This is a genomic window from Serinicoccus shuyuelongi (genome assembly GCF_045032955.1).
Classification (GTDB): domain Bacteria; phylum Actinomycetota; class Actinomycetes; order Actinomycetales; family Dermatophilaceae; genus Ornithinicoccus.
This window is the reverse complement of sequence record NZ_JBJFZU010000005.1, coordinates 270,895-285,339: the sequence shown is the minus strand read 5'-3', so window position 1 is coordinate 285,339 and position 14,445 is coordinate 270,895. Positions and strand designations below refer to the sequence as shown.

At 71.1% G+C, this 14,445-nt stretch carries 17 protein-coding genes and 2 tRNA genes; 12 read left to right on the top strand and 7 right to left on the bottom strand.

The window, feature by feature from the left end; translation table 11 throughout:
• Nucleotides 1-217 precede the first annotated feature (217 nt).
• On the bottom strand, nucleotides 218-688 hold the full coding sequence (gene bcp, locus ACI3EY_RS09120) for a thioredoxin-dependent thiol peroxidase (RefSeq protein ID WP_405036011.1): 471 nt from the start codon (nucleotides 686-688) through the stop codon (nucleotides 218-220).
• Between the two features lie 89 nt (nucleotides 689-777).
• Here bcp and ACI3EY_RS09115 point away from each other — a divergent pair, with 89 nt between their 5' ends.
• On the top strand, nucleotides 778-1,056 hold the full coding sequence (locus ACI3EY_RS09115) for a DUF3618 domain-containing protein (RefSeq protein ID WP_405036012.1): 279 nt from the start codon (nucleotides 778-780) through the stop codon (nucleotides 1,054-1,056).
• A gap of 93 nt (nucleotides 1,057-1,149) precedes the next feature.
• On the opposite strand, the gene ACI3EY_RS09110 is transcribed toward ACI3EY_RS09115, so the two are convergent.
• From ACI3EY_RS09110 to tdh, 3 genes are read right to left on the bottom strand one after another with little or no spacing between them, the layout of a single operon-like run.
• Nucleotides 1,150-1,707, bottom strand: coding sequence for a hypothetical protein (locus ACI3EY_RS09110; protein ID WP_405040201.1), 558 nt, complete (start codon nucleotides 1,705-1,707; stop codon nucleotides 1,150-1,152).
• Nucleotides 1,704-2,897: a glycine C-acetyltransferase gene (locus ACI3EY_RS09105; protein WP_405040200.1), complete on the bottom strand. Its 1,194-nt coding sequence runs from the start codon at nucleotides 2,895-2,897 to the stop codon at nucleotides 1,704-1,706. Before ACI3EY_RS09105 ends, ACI3EY_RS09110 begins: the two co-directional genes overlap by 4 nt.
• The gene (gene tdh, locus ACI3EY_RS09100) at nucleotides 2,897-3,961 is read right to left on the bottom strand and encodes an L-threonine 3-dehydrogenase (RefSeq protein ID WP_405036015.1); all 1,065 of its coding nucleotides are present in this window, start codon (nucleotides 3,959-3,961) and stop codon (nucleotides 2,897-2,899) included. The genes ACI3EY_RS09105 and tdh overlap by 1 nt, the downstream gene beginning before the upstream one ends.
• 64 nt (nucleotides 3,962-4,025) lie before the next feature.
• Between tdh and ACI3EY_RS09095 the strand changes: the two genes are divergently transcribed.
• The 10 genes from ACI3EY_RS09095 to ACI3EY_RS09050 all read left to right on the top strand — a co-directional run bounded on the left by ACI3EY_RS09095 (nucleotide 4,026) and on the right by ACI3EY_RS09050 (nucleotide 11,627).
• Nucleotides 4,026-5,084, top strand: coding sequence for an NAD(P)-dependent alcohol dehydrogenase (locus ACI3EY_RS09095; protein ID WP_405040199.1), 1,059 nt, complete (start codon nucleotides 4,026-4,028; stop codon nucleotides 5,082-5,084).
• Between the two features lie 18 nt (nucleotides 5,085-5,102).
• Nucleotides 5,103-6,143: an NUDIX domain-containing protein gene (locus ACI3EY_RS09090; protein ID WP_405040198.1), complete on the top strand. Its 1,041-nt coding sequence runs from the start codon at nucleotides 5,103-5,105 to the stop codon at nucleotides 6,141-6,143.
• A 51-nt stretch (nucleotides 6,144-6,194) separates the two neighbouring features.
• Nucleotides 6,195-6,270 (top strand) — tRNA-Lys (locus tag ACI3EY_RS09085).
• Nucleotides 6,271-6,497: 227 nt separating this feature from the next.
• On the top strand, nucleotides 6,498-7,550 hold the full coding sequence (locus ACI3EY_RS09080) for a YihY/virulence factor BrkB family protein (RefSeq protein WP_405040197.1): 1,053 nt from the start codon (nucleotides 6,498-6,500) through the stop codon (nucleotides 7,548-7,550).
• Between the two features lie 75 nt (nucleotides 7,551-7,625).
• Nucleotides 7,626-7,698: transfer RNA gene (locus tag ACI3EY_RS09075), tRNA-His, on the top strand.
• Nucleotides 7,699-7,796: 98 nt separating this feature from the next.
• Nucleotides 7,797-7,943 (top strand): hypothetical protein, encoded by a 147-nt coding sequence (locus ACI3EY_RS09070; RefSeq protein ID WP_405040196.1) that lies wholly within the window; start codon nucleotides 7,797-7,799, stop codon nucleotides 7,941-7,943.
• Nucleotides 7,944-7,979: 36 nt separating this feature from the next.
• Nucleotides 7,980-9,083, top strand: a complete 1,104-nt coding sequence (arsB, locus tag ACI3EY_RS09065; RefSeq protein WP_405040195.1) for an ACR3 family arsenite efflux transporter — start codon at nucleotides 7,980-7,982, stop codon at nucleotides 9,081-9,083.
• Nucleotides 9,080-10,093 carry a metalloregulator ArsR/SmtB family transcription factor gene (locus ACI3EY_RS09060; protein ID WP_405040194.1) on the top strand — a complete coding sequence of 338 codons (1,014 nt, stop codon included), beginning with the start codon at nucleotides 9,080-9,082 and terminating at the stop codon, nucleotides 10,091-10,093. The genes arsB and ACI3EY_RS09060 overlap by 4 nt, the downstream gene beginning before the upstream one ends.
• 28 nt (nucleotides 10,094-10,121) lie before the next feature.
• Nucleotides 10,122-10,547 carry an arsenate reductase ArsC gene (locus ACI3EY_RS09055; RefSeq protein ID WP_405040193.1) on the top strand — a complete coding sequence of 142 codons (426 nt, stop codon included), beginning with the start codon at nucleotides 10,122-10,124 and terminating at the stop codon, nucleotides 10,545-10,547.
• Nucleotides 10,548-10,550: 3 nt separating this feature from the next.
• Entirely contained in the window at nucleotides 10,551-11,627 is a 1,077-nt protein-coding gene (locus ACI3EY_RS09050; protein WP_405040192.1) for an ArsO family NAD(P)H-dependent flavin-containing monooxygenase, read from the top strand.
• On the opposite strand, the gene ACI3EY_RS09045 is transcribed toward ACI3EY_RS09050, so the two are convergent.
• A complete protein-coding gene (locus tag ACI3EY_RS09045; RefSeq protein WP_405040191.1) occupies nucleotides 11,609-12,136 on the bottom strand; it encodes a DinB family protein in 528 nt (175 codons plus the stop codon). The genes ACI3EY_RS09050 and ACI3EY_RS09045 overlap by 19 nt on opposite strands.
• Nucleotides 12,137-12,211: 75 nt before the next feature.
• Between ACI3EY_RS09045 and ACI3EY_RS09040 the strand changes: the two genes are divergently transcribed.
• A complete protein-coding gene (locus ACI3EY_RS09040) occupies nucleotides 12,212-12,682 on the top strand; it encodes a hemerythrin domain-containing protein (RefSeq protein WP_405040190.1) in 471 nt (156 codons plus the stop codon).
• Nucleotides 12,683-12,688: 6 nt separating this feature from the next.
• On the opposite strand, the gene ACI3EY_RS09035 is transcribed toward ACI3EY_RS09040, so the two are convergent.
• Nucleotides 12,689-13,483 carry an ABC transporter permease gene (locus tag ACI3EY_RS09035; protein WP_405036026.1) on the bottom strand — a complete coding sequence of 265 codons (795 nt, stop codon included), beginning with the start codon at nucleotides 13,481-13,483 and terminating at the stop codon, nucleotides 12,689-12,691.
• A complete protein-coding gene (locus tag ACI3EY_RS09030; RefSeq protein ID WP_405040189.1) occupies nucleotides 13,480-14,445 on the bottom strand; it encodes an ABC transporter ATP-binding protein in 966 nt (321 codons plus the stop codon). Before ACI3EY_RS09030 ends, ACI3EY_RS09035 begins: the two co-directional genes overlap by 4 nt.

Genomic DNA, 14,445 nt, shown 5'->3' with positions numbered 1-14,445 from the left:
GGGCGTGCCCTGGGGGCACACTTTTCATGGTCTGGCCGTACTGGGGGCACATTGGCTCGTGTCGGGTCGGGCCTCTGACCAGCACGAATGTCTCTGACCTGCACGCGCTTCTCGGGTTCGAGTCCCGCCGAGCGCACCGGCATACCTGTGGACGGGCACGACGAGACGCTTGGACGGGCACGACGAGACGCCCGGTCGGGCAACCCAGGACGCCCGGTCAGAGGCTGATGCCGAGCTGCTTGGCCAGTGAGGCGACGTGGCCCTTGGCGCGGACGTTGTACTTCGCCACCTCGACCTTGCCCTCCTCGTCCAGCACGAAGGTCGACCGGATGACGCCGACGACCGTCCGGCCGTAGTTCTGCTTCTCCCCGTAGGCGCCGTAGGCGGTGAGCATCTCCTTGCCCTCGTCCGAGACGAGCGGGAAGGTCAGCGACTCCTTCTCCACGAACGTGGCCAGCTTCTCGACCGGGTCGGGGGAGACGCCGACGACGGCATACCCGTGCTGCGCGAAGACCGCCTCGTTGTCGCGGAAGTCGCACGCCTGGGTGGTGCACCCGGGCGTCATCGCGGCCGGGTACACGTAGACGACGACCTTGCGGCCGGCGAGGTCGGACAGGCTCAGCCGACCCCCGTCGGCGGTGGGCAGGTTCCAGGCGGGGGCGGGCTGACCGGGCTCGAGGCGGGGCATGGGTGACCTTTCGACGTGGGGGACGGCAACTGCTTGCGTTATCGTCTCAAACAGCAGTCCCATCTCCGAGGTTGAGGATCTTCCACCCCATGGCCAACAAGCAGCCTGCCCGCTCCGTGAAGGAGATCGAGGCCGACATCTCTGCCACCCGCGGTCGCCTGGCGCGCACCGTCGACGAGCTGACCTACCGCGTCAGCCCGGACACCCTGAAGGCCAACGCGGTCGCCTCGCTCAAGGGCAAGGCCAACGAGGTCACCTACGACGCCGACGGCAACCTGCGCTACGACACGCTCGCCGTCGTCCTGGGCGGCGTGGCCGCCGTGGCGATCACCCTGGGCGGGATGCGCCGCATCTTCAACCGCGGCTGATCCCGGCCACTCGTCTGCACCTGTCGTCATGATGACGTGTTCCAGCACGGCTCCGTGTCATCAGGTGCGTACGAGTGCGTGGGAGGACGGCTCCTAGCCGGGCGCCGGCCCTACGCTGGTCGCCTCGCCGCGGGGCGCGATGACGTCGCGCAGGCCGTTGATGTCCCTCTCACGGACCAGGACGATCCGTTCCCCGGGGGTGATGGACGGTGCGGCGTAGACCGTGTCACCCACGTCCAACGCGAAGAGGGCGTCGGTGCGCCAGGTGACCTCGTGCTGCTCACCCTGCACCTGGACCCGGAAGCCGCGACGTGCGGTGACCGTCCCACGCTCGAGGGACTGCACGTCGGTGACGTGGACGATGCGACGACGACGCCACCTCTCGCCCAGTCCCCAGATCAGCACGAAGAGCGAGGCCCAGAGCACGCTGTAGAACAGTGCTGCCCCCCAGGAGTCGGGGAACAGCCACCTCCGGACGACGGTCATGGCAGGTACCAGGATCACCCACATCCCGACCAGCGCGAGCCGTCCCGACCCCAGCGACCCGCGCAGGGCCCGCAGCGCGTCCTCCTCGGTGCGTCGACGCCGGCGCCCGGCCCGCCGTCGCCGTTCCTCCTGACGCCGGCTGATCTCGGGACCGGTGGGGCTCACCCGATCTCCTCCCGTGCGGCGACGAAGGCGTCGACGCAGGTGCGCACATCCTCCTCGGAGTGGGAGGCGGACAGCTGCACCCGGATCCGTGCCTGCCCCTTGGGGACGACCGGGTAGGAGAACGCGATGACGTAGACCCCGCGGCGCAGCATCGCGTCGGCGGTCTGGCTGGCCCGACGGGCCCCGTCCTCACCGGGGAACATCACCGGCACGATCGCGTGCTCGCCGGGCAGCAGCTCGAAGCCGGCCCCGCCCATCAGCGTGCGGAACAGCTCGGCGTTGCGTCGTAGCTGGGCCCGCGGCTCGTCGGAGTCCCGGGCGATCTCCAGGGCCTTCAACGAACCGGCCACCACCGAGGGGGCCACCGCGTTGGAGAACAGGTAGGGGCGGGCCCGCTGCTTGAGCAGGTCCACGATCTCCTGGTGCGCCGCGACATACCCGCCGCTGCCACCGCCGAGCGCCTTGCCCAGCGTCCCGGTCATGATGTCCACGCGGTCCAGGACCCCGCACGCCTCGTGCGATCCGCGTCCACCCTCGCCCACGAAGCCGGTGGCGTGGCTGTCGTCGACCATCACCATCGCGCCGAACTCCTCGGCCAGGTCGCAGATCTGCTCCAGCGGCGCCAGGTAGCCGTCCATCGAGAACGCCCCGTCGGTGACCACGAGGACCCGTCGGGCCCCGGCCTCCCGTGCCCCTTCCAGCTGGGTGCGCAGGTCCGCCATGTCGCGGTTGGCATACCGGAAGCGCTTCGCCTTGGACAGCCGCACCCCGTCGATGATCGAGGCGTGGTTGAGCTGGTCGGAGATGATCGCGTCCTCCGGACCGCAGATCACCTCGAAGATGCCGCCGTTCGCGTCGAAGCAGGACGGGAAGAGGATCGAGTCCTCCGTCCCCACGAAGTCGGCGATCGCCCGCTCCAGGTCCCGGTGCTGGGTCTGGGTGCCGCAGATGAAGCGCACCGACGCCATCCCGAAGCCCCAGCGGTCCAGCGCGTCGTGGGCGGCGGCCACCACGTCCGGGTGGTCGGCCAGCCCGAGGTAGTTGTTGGCGCAGAAGTTCAGCGCCTCGCCCGCGGTGGTGGCGATGTGCGCCGACTGCGAGGTGGTGATCTGCCGCTCGGTCTTGGTCAGCCCGTCGGCCTCGATCTGCGCCAGCTCGGCGGTCAGCTGTTCCTTGGTGTCTGCATACATCAGGTGCTCCTGTCGCTCCAGTCCATGATGACCTTGCCGACCTCGCCGGAGCGGGCCGCGGCGAAGGCCTCCTGCCACTGCTCGGCCGGGTACCGGTGGGTGATGACCGAGCGGACCCGGTCGCGCAGCAGCTCCGACGTCTGCAGCATCGCGGTCATCTTGTACCAGGTCTCGTACATCTCCCGGCCGTAGATCCCCTTGAGGGTGATCATGTGGGTGATCACCTTGCCCCAGTCGATCGCGAACGGCTCGGCGGGCAGCCCCAGCATGGCGACCTTCGCGCCGTGCGTGCAGTTGTCGATGAGCTCGGCCATCGCCGCCGGGTTGCCGGACATCTCCAGCACCACGTCGAAGCCCTCGGACAGGTCCAGCCGGTCCTGGGCGCTGCGGATCCGCTCCCGGGACACGTCCACGACGACGTCGGCGCCGGCCGCCCGGGCCAGCTCCAGGCGGGACGGTGAGACGTCCGTGACGACCACGTACCGGGCCCCGGCGTGCCGGGCGATGGCGGTGGCCATCACCCCGATGGGCCCGGCCCCGGTGATCAGCACGTCCTCGCCCTCGAGCGGGAACGACAGCGCGGTATGCACGGCGTTGCCCAGCGGGTCGAAGACGGCGCCCAGGTCGGGGTCCACGATCTCGGGCTGCACCCACACGTTGCTGTGCGGCACCACCACGTAGTCGGCGAAGCAGCCGTCCCGGTTGACCCCCAGGTTGGAGGTGCGCACGCACATGTGCCGGCGCCCGGCACGGCAGTTGCGGCAGGTACCGCACACCACGTGCCCCTCCACCGAGCACCGCTGCCCGGGGGACAGGCCGTAGCGCTCGTCGGTCGGGACGCCCTCGCCGAGCTCCACGATCTCGCCGTAGAACTCGTGCCCCACGACCAGCGGGGGCGCCAGCATGCCGGCCGCCCAGTCGTCCCAGGCCTCGATGTGCAGGTCGGTGCCGCACAGTCCGGCACGCAGCACCCGGATCTTCACCTCCCCCGGCCCCGGGGAGGGTTCGGTGACGTCGGTGAGCTCCAGTCCTGGCCCGGCGCCGGGCTTGATCAGGGCACGCATGGCCCCAGGCTACGGGGGCCCTGTCTGGGTGGCGGTCCAGGGTTCAACGATTAGCGTGGTGGCCATGACCGCCCACACCACCCCGGCCCTGTCCGTCCCCTCCGCCAGCGCCCCCTTCCGCCAGACCACCATCGAGCGGCGCGACCTGCGCGCAGACGACGTCCGCATCGACATCGCCTACGCCGGGATCTGCCACAGCGACATCCACCAGGTCCGTGAGGAGTGGGGCACCAGCCCCTTCCCGATGGTCCCCGGCCACGAGATCGCGGGCGTCGTCAGCGAGGTCGGCGAGTCCGTCACCCGGTATGCGGTCGGTGACCGGGTCGGCGTCGGCTGCATGGTCGACTCGTGCGGCGAGTGCGAGATGTGCCGAGCCGACGAGGAGCAGTTCTGCACCAAGGGCAGCGTGATGACGTATGCCGGTGAGGGCTACGACGGCGAGATCACCATGGGCGGCTACGCGGGCTCGGTCGCGGTCTCGGAGCGCTTCGTCTGCCGGATCCCGGAGGGGCTCGGGCTCGACGCCGCGGCCCCGCTGCTGTGCGCCGGGATCACCACCTACGCCCCGCTGAAGCGCTGGGGCGCCGGCCCGGACGCCCGGGTCGCGGTCATCGGGATGGGTGGCCTGGGGCACATGGGTGTCAAGATCGCGGCGGCGATGGGCGCCGAGGTCACGGTGCTCTCCCGCACCCTGGCCAAGGCCGAGGACGCCCGCGCCTACGGTGCCGCGCACCAGTACTCCACGAAGGAGGAGGCGACCTTCACCGAGCTCGCCGGCAGCTTCGACCTGATCCTCAACACGGTCAGCGCGGACCTGCCGATGGAGGACTACCTCGCGCTGCTGAAGCCGTTCGGCGCGATGGTCAACGTGGGCATCCCGAACAGTCCCTACTCCGTCCCGCCGGGGTCGGTCGTCGGGCAGAGCAAGGTGCTCGCCGGGTCGATGATCGGTGGCATCGCGATGACCCAGGAGATGCTCGACTTCTGCGCCGAGCACGGGATCGCCGCCACCATCGAGACGATCAGCGCGGACGAGGTGGACGCGGCCTACGACAAGGTGGTGGCCGGCGACGTGCGCTACCGCTACGTCATCGACGTCTCGACGATCACCCCGACCGACTGAGGGTCCGGACACACCGCGATGGACCACGACATCAGGGTCGGCTGCTACGCCTGGGTCGAGCGCGACGGTGCCGTGCTGCTCAGCCACTGGTCCGGTATGCCCGTGCACGACGGCCGCTCGGTGCGCGGCGGGTGGTCGCTGGTCGGTGGCGGCCTGGAGCCGGGGGAGACCCCGGAGCAGGCCGCCGTCCGAGAGGTGCGGGAGGAGAGCGGCTACGACGTGCGCCTCGGTGAGGTCGTCGCCACCCACGCCCACATGGTGCCCGCGCACGACCGTGTCGCGCCCTCGGACCGGCCCCTGCAGATCGTGCAGGTCGTCTACCGGGCCGAGGTGCTCGGCGGGGACCTCCGGGTGGAGCGGGACGGCAGCAGCGACGACGTGCGCTGGGTGCCGTTGACCGAGGTCGACGACCTGCCCTGCTCGGCGTCGGTGGACCTGGCCTGGAGGTCCGTCGGCGGCCCCGGGCTGCACCAGCCGCTGCTGCAGGGGATGCCGGTCGACGAGCGGGCGCTGGCCCGGGTGCGGACCGCCCTCGAGGGCCGGCCCGCCCGCTGCGGGCAGGTGCGGGTGGTGGCCGTCGACGGCCCCAGCGGCTCGGGCAAGACGGTGCTGGCCACCGCGCTGGCCCGGGACCTGGGAGCGCCGTTGGTGCAGATGGACGACCTCTTCCCCGGCTGGGACGGGCTGGCCCAGGCCCCGGGGCTGCTGACCGAGCAGGTGCTGGAGCCGCTGGCCCGGGGCGCGCGGGCGGCATACCGGCGCTGGGACTGGCACGCCGACGCCTGGGACGGGACGGTCACCGTGCCGGAGGCTCCGGTGGTGGTGGTCGAGGGGTGCGGCAGCAGCGTCGGGCCGGCCGCCCCGCACGCCGCGCTGCGGGTCTGGGTGGAGGCCGACACCGAGCAACGGATGTGGCGCGGGATCGCCCGGGACGGTGAGGCCTACCGGCCGCACTGGGAGCGCTGGGCGCGCCAGGAGCAGGAGCTGTTCGCCGTCGACGGCACCCGGGAACGGGCCGACGTGGTGGTGGACAGCAGCGCCCCGGGTCCCGCGCGCTGACAGCGGATTTCCGGGTGCGGCGGCTGCGGTGGTAACGTTCTTCGCTGTTGCGCGCCTATAGCTCAATTGGCAGAGCAGCTGACTCTTAATCAGCGGGTTCGGGGTTCGAGTCCCTGTGGGCGCACCAGCCGAAGACCCCCGTCCGGGACCACCGGGCGGGGGTCTCGTCATGTTCACCTCACCTGGGACCGCGCCGGGGCGTAGCGTGGTGACCTCCCGTGGCGCACTTCCGTCCGTCATGGGTCGTCGCCCCGGCCGACGAGGACCTCGAGCCGGGGCGACACCGAACGAGAGCGCCTGGGGCGGCGCTGCTGGAGACGACGGCGTGCGAAGGGGCGTGCCAGACTGACGGACGTGAGTGACGACGACGCAGCGCAGGCCTCCGCGACCAGTACCGACTGGAAGAGCGTGGGCAGCCGCACCTTCGCGAAGTTCCTCGGCGACCAGGGCCCGGACCTCGCGGCGGCGCTGACGTACTACTCGATGATGTCGATCTTCCCGATGATCCTGGCGATCTCGACCTCGCTGAGCTTCCTCGGGCAGGGCGGCGCGACGAACGACGCGATCGCGGACCTCGGCGGTGAGCTCGGCATGGACGACTCGACGATCGAGACGGTCCAGTCCTACCTGGAGAGCATGAGCCGCAGCGACGGGGCGGGTGCGCTGCTGGTCATCGGTCTGCTGGGCTCGCTGTGGTCGGCCTCCAACTACGTCAACGCCTTCAGCCGGATGATGAACGTGGTGTACGACACCGAGGAGGGGCGTCCGGTCTGGAAGCTGCGTCCGTGGCTGCTCCTGGTGACCGTCGTCGTGATGCTGATGCTGATGCTGATCGTGCTCTCGGTGACCCTCAGCGGGACGATCGCCGAGGCGGTCTTCGGCATCATCGGGCTGTCCGGGACAGCGACCACGGTCTGGAACATCGCCAAGTGGCCGGTCATCCTGGTCATCCTGATGACGATCGTCGGACTGCTCTACTGGGGCACCCCGAACGTGCGCCAGCCCACCTTCCTCTGGCTCTCACCGGGTGCCGTGCTGGCCGTGCTCACCTCGATCGTGGCCGGTGCCGGCTTCTTCCTCTACGCCATGAACAGCGGGAGCTACAACGCCACCTACGGCGCCCTGGGTGGTGTCATCATCCTGCTGCTGATGGTCTGGCTGATCAACGTCGCGCTGGTGCTCGGCGCCGAGCTGGACGCGGAGATCGAGCGCGGCAGGCAGCTGGCCGCCGGGATGGCCGCGGAGGAGGACATCCTGCTGCCGCCGCGCGACCTCCAGGGCACCGCCAAGAAGCGGGAGAAGGAGGACGAGATGGTCCGGGCGGCGCGAGAGCGGCGGATGCGGGCAGCCGACGAGCTGGAGGCCGACGGGGAGCCGCTGGGCCTGGAGGGTCGCGGCGCCGAGTGAGGTTTCGGAGCACGAGGTTCGAGGCGTTAGGATGATCCGCGTTGCCCTGAGGCCTTCAGCTTCCGGGCATCGATGGTGGGCGTAGCTCAGCAGGTAGAGCATCGCGTTGTGGTCGCGAGGGTCGCGGGTTCAAGTCCCGTCGCTCACCCCGAGGATGACCTCGGCCTTCGGGCCGGGGTCATCTTTTTTCGTGCCTCGGACGGTGCGTCCCGTGCGGGGCACCGTACCCACTGGTACGTTCAGCGCATGGGACAGCAGCAGGGGTGGCAGGGGGACGAGTCGGGGCAGCGGCCGGACGACCAGCGGGAGGATCAGCAGGTCGGGGCCGCGCCGGGCGGACCGACGTGCGGGCACGGGACCTTCTCGGGTGTGCCGGTGGTGTGGCGGGACTGACTTGCTTCCTGATTAGATGCGCGTCAATATAGACGCATGTCACATCACGGGGTAGAGGTCGCCGCGCCACCTGCGGCGACGGCACGACTGTCGACGCTGGACCGCTGGCTCCCGCTGTGGATCGGGCTGGCGATGGTCGTCGGGCTGGTGCTCGGCCGCTTCGTACCGGCCCTGTCCGCGCTGCTGGGCCGGATGGAGGTGGCCGGGATCTCGGTGCCCATCGGCCTCGGGCTGCTGGTGATGATGTACCCGGTGCTGGCCAAGGTCCGCTACGACCGGGTCGCCACCGTCACCGGGGACCGGCGGCTGCTCGTCTCCTCGCTGGTGCTGAACTGGCTGGTGGGACCGGCGGTCATGTTCGCCCTCGCCTGGCTCTTCCTGGCGGACCTGCCGGAGTACCGCACCGGCCTGATCATCGTCGGCCTGGCCCGCTGCATCGCGATGGTGGTGATCTGGAACGACCTGGCCTGCGGGGACCGGGAGGCGGCCGCGGTGCTGGTGGCCATCAACTCCGTCTTCCAGGTCTTCGCGTTCTCGCTGCTCGGCTGGTTCTACCTCACCGTGCTGCCGACCTGGCTGGGCCTGGACACCCAGGGCCTTGACGTCTCGGTCGGGCAGATCGCGCTCAACGTGCTGGTCTTCCTCGGCATACCGCTGGTCGCCGGGTTCGCCTCGCGCTGGATCGGCGAGCGGCGCAAGGGCCGGGACTGGTACGAGGAGCGCTTCCTGCCGGTGATCGGACCGTGGGCGCTCTACGGGCTGCTCTTCACCATCGTGCTCCTCTTCGCCCTGCAGGGTGACGCGATCGCCTCCAGCCCCTGGGACGTCGCCCGGATCGCGGTGCCGCTGCTCGCCTACTTCGCCCTCATGTGGTCCGTCGGGATGGTCGTCGGCAAGGGTCTCGGGCTCGGGTATGCCCGGACCACCACGCTGGCGTTCACCTCGGCCGGCAACAACTTCGAGCTCGCCATCGCGGTGGCGATCGGCACCTTCGGCGCCACCTCCGGCCAGGCCCTGGCGGGCGTGGTCGGACCCCTCATCGAGGTGCCGGTGCTGGTCGGCCTGGTCTACGTCACGCTGTGGCTCGGCCGCCGCTGGTTCCGCACGGATCCTTACGCCCCCAGGACGGAGCAGCCATGAGCACCACGACCACCAGTGCGCAGGAGCGTGCGGAGGACTGCCGCCCGACGACGGCCTACGCCATCAGCACCGAGGCGGCCACCTCGCTGTCGGCGACGCTGAAGGCGCTCGGGGACCCGCTGCGGCTGCGGATGCTCTCTGCCGTCGCCACCGACGAGCGCGGCGAGTCGTGCGTCTGCGACCTCGCCGAGCTCGCCGACGTCTCCCAGCCCACCGTCTCCCACCACCTGAGGACGCTCAAGGAGGCCGGCCTGCTCTCCGCGCAGCGGCGGGGGACCTGGGTCTGGTACCGCATCGCGGACGGCCGGCAGGGGGCGGTCACCGCGCTGCTGGACGCCTTCGCCCCCGCGGTCGTCACCCGGGACGTGCCGACCTCGCCCGCGCCGGTGCAGGAGGGCGGCGAGGATCTCGACGCACGGGTCACCCGGCTGGGTGAGCGGATCGCCGACGAGATGCCGCAGCTGCACCGGGAGCTGGTGCTGAGCGTGGTGCGTGAGTCCTACGCGGGCCTGGCCCGGTCGGCCCGGATCACCCGCTACCTGGTGCCGCAGACCGAGCGCTTCGCCCGGCAGCGGCTGGCCGACCTGACCCGGGACCGGGAGACGTCGGTGCCGCAGGTGCTCTTCGTCTGCGTCGCCAACGCCGGGCGTTCTCAGCTCGCGGCGGCCATCGTCAACCAGCTCGCCGGTGGCCGGGTGGTGGCCCGCTCCGCAGGATCGGCCCCGGCCGCGGACGTGCACCCGCACGTGCGGACCCTGCTGACCCGGATCGAGGGGGACGACCACGCCGCCGACCGGTTCCCGAAGCCGCTGACCGACGACGCCGTCCGCGCCGCCGACGTGGTCGTCACCATGGGCTGCGGCGACGTCTGCCCGCTCATCCCGGGTGTGCGCTACGAGGACTGGCCGGTGGGCGACCCCGCCCTGGCCTCGCCCGAAGGCGTCGAGACCATCCGGGACGAGATCACCGTCCGGGTCCGCGCCCTGCTGGACACCCTCCTCACCCCCTGAACCGTCGACAGCTCCCGGAAGGAGCCCCATGTCCGAGCAGCCCTCGCCCGCCCGCACGCCGTCCGTCCTCTTCGTCTGCGTCCACAACGCCGGCCGGTCCCAGATGGCCGCCGGCTACCTGCGGCACCTCGCCGGTGACCGGATCGAGGTCCGCTCGGCCGGCTCGGTGCCGGCCGAGGCGATCAACCCGGTCGCCGTCGCCGCGATGGCCGAGGAGGGTGTCGACATCGTCGGGGAGCAGCCGAAGGTGCTGACCACCGAGGCCGTCCAGGCCTCGGACGTCGTCATCACCATGGGCTGCGGCGACACCTGCCCGATCTTCCCCGGCAAGCGCTACGAGGACTGGCAGCTGGACGACCCCGCCGGGCAGGGGCTCGAGGCCGTGCGCCCCATCCGGGACGACATCCGGGCCCGGGTGGGCACCCTGGTGGACGAGCTGCTCGGGCGTCCCTAGCCGATGGCGGGGGTCCCACAGGTCGACGAGGTCGACGTCGTCGTCGTGGGCGGTGGTCAGGCCGGCCTGGCCGCCGGGTACTTCCTGCGGCGGGCGGGCCTGCGGTTCGTCGTCCTCGACGCCGAGGACCACCCCGGCGGTGCTTGGCAGCACGGCTGGGACTCGCTGCACCTCTTCTCCCCGGCCGCGCACAGCCCTCTGCCGGGCTGGTGGATGCCCGCCCAGGAGGGGGAGGAGTACCCGAGCGCCGACCACGTCGTCTCCTACCTCACCCGGTACGAGGAGCGCTACGAGCTGCCGGTGCACCGACCGGTCCGGGTGCTGGCGGTGCGGGACGCGGGCGAGCGGCTGGCGGTCGAGACCGGCACCGGCCAGGTGTGGCACGCCCGGCACGTGATCAGCGCCACCGGCACCTGGGGGTCGCCCTACCTGCCGCTGCGGCCCGGGCACGAGGAGTATGCCGGTGAGCAGCTCCACACGGTCGACTACCGCAGCCCGGAGCCGTTCCGTGGGCGGTCCGTCGTCGTCGTGGGCGGCGGGAACTCGGCCGCGCAGATCCTCGCCGAGGTCTCCCGGGTGGCGGACACCCTCTGGGTCGCCCGCGAGGAGCCGCGGTTCATGCCGGACGACGTGGACGGTCGGGTCCTCTTCGACGTGGCCACCCGCAGGGACGCGGCCCGCCGGGCGGGCCGGGAGACCGAGGGGGTGACCGGGCTGGGCGACATCGTGATGGTGCCCCCCGTGCGGGAGGCGCGGGAGCGCGGCGTCCTGCACGCCCGGCCGATGTTCGACCGGCTCACCGTCGAGGGTGTCGCCTGGGCGGACGGCAGCGGGCATACCTGCGACGCGGTCATCTGGTGCACCGGGTTCCGGCCCACGCTCCAGCACCTCGCCCCGCTGGGCCTGACCCGCGAGGACGGGATGCCGAGGACCGAGGGAACCCGGTCGCTGGACGAGCCGCGCCTGCACCTGCTCGGCTACGGCGACTGGACCGGCTTCGCCTCGGCCACCCTGATCGGCGCGGGGCGCTCCGCCAAGGGGGCGGTCGCCACGATCGTCGATCAGCCCATCGAGCGCTGACCGTCGAGGCTCTCGCGGATGATGTCGGCATGGCCGGCGTGCTGGGCCGTCTCCACCGCGATGTGCATCACGGTCCGCCGGACGGACCAGCTGGTGCCCGCCTCGAACCAGGGCGCCTCCGGCAGCGGGTGGCGCGCGTCGAGGTCGACCCGGGCGACCAGCTCGTCGGTGGTGGCCGCCACCGCCGCGTAGTCCGCCAGCAGGCCGGCCAGGGTCTCACCCGGGAGCATCCGGAACTGGTTCTGGTAGTCCAGTGCCCAGGTCGGTGGGTTGCTCCAGTCGATGCCCTCCCAGTCGACGTCGCCCTGGGTCGTCGCCCCGTCGACGATGAAGTCCGCCCACTCCTTCTCGGTGGCGGCCACGTGCTTGATCAGCCCGCCGAGGCACAGCGTGCTGGCGGTGGGTGTGGCCCGGCCCTGCTCGTCGCTGAGCCCCGCCACCGTCAGCCGGAACAGGTCCCGGTGCTTGTGCAGGAGATCCAGCAGGTCGTCACGCTCTGAGTTCGTCATGTGACCGACTGTAGGAGCCATTGTGGTCACATTCAGACCTCTACCAGAAGCGCGCTCGGTGTAGTCTCGCCTGTCGTGAGCGACGGCGAGACGACCAGGCTGGTGGCCTGGAGCCAGGAGCTGCGCGAGGTGCACGGGCGGCTGCGGGACGCCCTCGAGGTGGTCCGGGACGCTGTCGATGAGGACGGTGGCGCCGAAGCCGCCACACGTGACCTGCTGCTCTTCTGTCATGGCTTCTGTGCCGCTCTGACCGGCCATCACGAGGGCGAGGACCGACACCTCTTCCCGGCCGTCGCAGCGGCATACCCTGAGCTGGCACCGACGCTGCGCTCCTTGCAGCAGGACCACTCGATGATCGGGCACCTCGTCGGCGGACTGCAGAAGGCGGTCGAGGCCTCGGCCACGCCGGACGAGCTCGACCGCCACCTGGAGGGGATCGCCGCGATCATGGAGAGCCACTTCCGCTACGAGGAGCGGCAGCTCCTGAGGGTCCTCGACGGCCTCGCGCTGACAGCGGAGCCTGCTCAGGTGCTGGGGCCCCTGTGAGGGACGTCAGCGCCAGCGGAACACCTTGACCGCGATGGTGCAGGTGAGCACCGTCCACAGCCCCATCGAGACGAACTGCTCGGTCGGGAAGTCCCCGACGCCGAACCAGGCCGTGGTCATCGCCTGGCTGGCCCCGCCCAGCGGCATCCAGGTGGAGATGGTCTGCAACGTCTCCGGCATGGTCGGCCCCGGGGTCCAGAGGCCTGCGAAGAAGAGCAGCGGGAAGTAGACGAGCATCCCGATACCGCCGGCCGCACTCGCCTTGCGCATCACCCCGCCCAGGATGAGTCCGATGCCGAAGACCGACCCGATCGCCAGGGGCAGGGTGAGCAGGAGCAGGCCCCAGTCCTGGGGCAGTGGGACGTCGAGCAGGACGACCGCGACGGTGACCGCAGCGACGCTGCCGATCATCAGCCAGAAGAGGTTGACCCCGGCCTGGGCGATCAGGATCCCCTGCGGTGCCATCGGCGTGGTGGACAGTCGTCGCAGGACGCCTCTCTCCCGGTAGCCCGCCAGGTAGGTCGGGAACGACGACAGACCGGCGGTGGCGATGGCCACGCAGATCATCGTCGGTGTCATCAGGTCGAGCGCCTGCAACCCGGTCCAGGGCCCGGCGTCCGTCAGGGGGTCGCGCATCCCCGGGACGGCGAGTCCGATGCCGAGCAGGAGCACGGTAGGGAAGGCGACAACGAAGAACAGGCTGCCGTAGTCCCGGGTGAACAGCCGGAACTCGGTTGCGATGAGGCGTCCGAGCCCGGGCATGCCCAGGCGGTGGGTCGTGGTGGGTGCGGTGGTGGTCACGATGCCTCCTGCGTGGTGGTGACGAGGTCGACGAAGACGTCCTCCAGCGAGCGCGCCCGGGTCTGGACCTCGTCCGGGATGACGCCCTGTTCGCTGAGCGCGAGCACGACGGCGGGCAGCACCGCGTCGGTGCCGCTGATGGTCCAGCCCCGCTGGGCGGGCTCGATGCTGGTGACCTCGGGCAGCACGGGCAGTCCGAGTCGGTCCGGGTGGTGTCCGTCGGGCAGGGCGATGCGGAACGAGCGAGCACCCTCGGCGGCACCGGTCAGCTCGGCAGGGGAACCCTGCGCCGCCACCACGCCGTCGGCGATGACCATCAGACGGTCGCACAGGCGCTCGGCCTCGTCCATGAAGTGGGTGACCAGGATGATGGTGACGCCCTGGTCCCGCACCTGCTCGATGAGCCCCCACGTCTCCCGACGGGCCTGGGGGTCGAGCCCGGTGGTGAGCTCGTCCAGGATGGCGATCTCCGGCCGGCCCACCAGCGCCAGCGCGATCGACAGACGCTGCTTCTGGCCGCCGGAGAGATCGTCGAAGGGGGTGTCCGCCTTGTCCGCCAGACCGAGGAGGCGCAGCAGCACCTCCGGGTCCTCGGGCTCGGGGTAGAACGCCGCATAGAGCCGCAGCGCCTCGCGCGGCGTGATCTGGCCCTGCAGGGTGGACTCCTGCAGCTGGATGCCCAGGCGTTCCTTGAGGTATGCCGGGTGTCGGCGAGGGTCGACGCCGAGGACCTCGACCCGACCACCGTCGGCCCGGCGCAGGTTCGCCAGGATCTCCACGGTGGTGGTCTTCCCGGCGCCGTTGGCGCCGAGGATGCCGAAGATCTCGCCGCGCCGGACCTCGAAGGACACGTCGCGCACGGCGACCTTGTCCCGGTATGCCTTGCGCAGGTGCTGCACCCGGATGACGGGGGTGCCGGTCTCCGGGGCCGGGGGCGCCGGGGCGGTGGTCGGGGTGGTCAT

Excerpts from the sequence above, each read along its gene's own strand:
- ACI3EY_RS09095 (WP_405040199.1), top strand. The coding sequence starts at position 4,026 with ATGACCGCCCACACCACCCCGGCCCTGTCCGTCCCCTCCGCCAGCGCC.
- ACI3EY_RS09090 (WP_405040198.1), top strand. The coding sequence starts at position 5,103 with ATGGACCACGACATCAGGGTCGGCTGCTACGCCTGGGTCGAGCGCGAC.
- ACI3EY_RS09030 (WP_405040189.1), bottom strand. The coding sequence starts at position 14,445 with ATGACCACCCCGACCACCGCCCCGGCGCCCCCGGCCCCGGAGACCGGC.
- ACI3EY_RS09055 (WP_405040193.1), top strand. The coding sequence starts at position 10,122 with ATGTCCGAGCAGCCCTCGCCCGCCCGCACGCCGTCCGTCCTCTTCGTC.
- arsB (WP_405040195.1), top strand. The coding sequence starts at position 7,980 with ATGTCACATCACGGGGTAGAGGTCGCCGCGCCACCTGCGGCGACGGCA.
- ACI3EY_RS09115 (WP_405036012.1), top strand. The coding sequence starts at position 778 with ATGGCCAACAAGCAGCCTGCCCGCTCCGTGAAGGAGATCGAGGCCGAC.
- ACI3EY_RS09070 (WP_405040196.1), top strand. The coding sequence starts at position 7,797 with ATGGGACAGCAGCAGGGGTGGCAGGGGGACGAGTCGGGGCAGCGGCCG.
- ACI3EY_RS09050 (WP_405040192.1), top strand. The coding sequence starts at position 10,551 with ATGGCGGGGGTCCCACAGGTCGACGAGGTCGACGTCGTCGTCGTGGGC.
- tdh (WP_405036015.1), bottom strand. The coding sequence starts at position 3,961 with ATGCGTGCCCTGATCAAGCCCGGCGCCGGGCCAGGACTGGAGCTCACC.
- ACI3EY_RS09045 (WP_405040191.1), bottom strand. The coding sequence starts at position 12,136 with ATGACGAACTCAGAGCGTGACGACCTGCTGGATCTCCTGCACAAGCAC.
- bcp (WP_405036011.1), bottom strand. The coding sequence starts at position 688 with ATGCCCCGCCTCGAGCCCGGTCAGCCCGCCCCCGCCTGGAACCTGCCC.
- ACI3EY_RS09105 (WP_405040200.1), bottom strand. The coding sequence starts at position 2,897 with ATGTATGCAGACACCAAGGAACAGCTGACCGCCGAGCTGGCGCAGATC.
- ACI3EY_RS09060 (WP_405040194.1), top strand. The coding sequence starts at position 9,080 with ATGAGCACCACGACCACCAGTGCGCAGGAGCGTGCGGAGGACTGCCGC.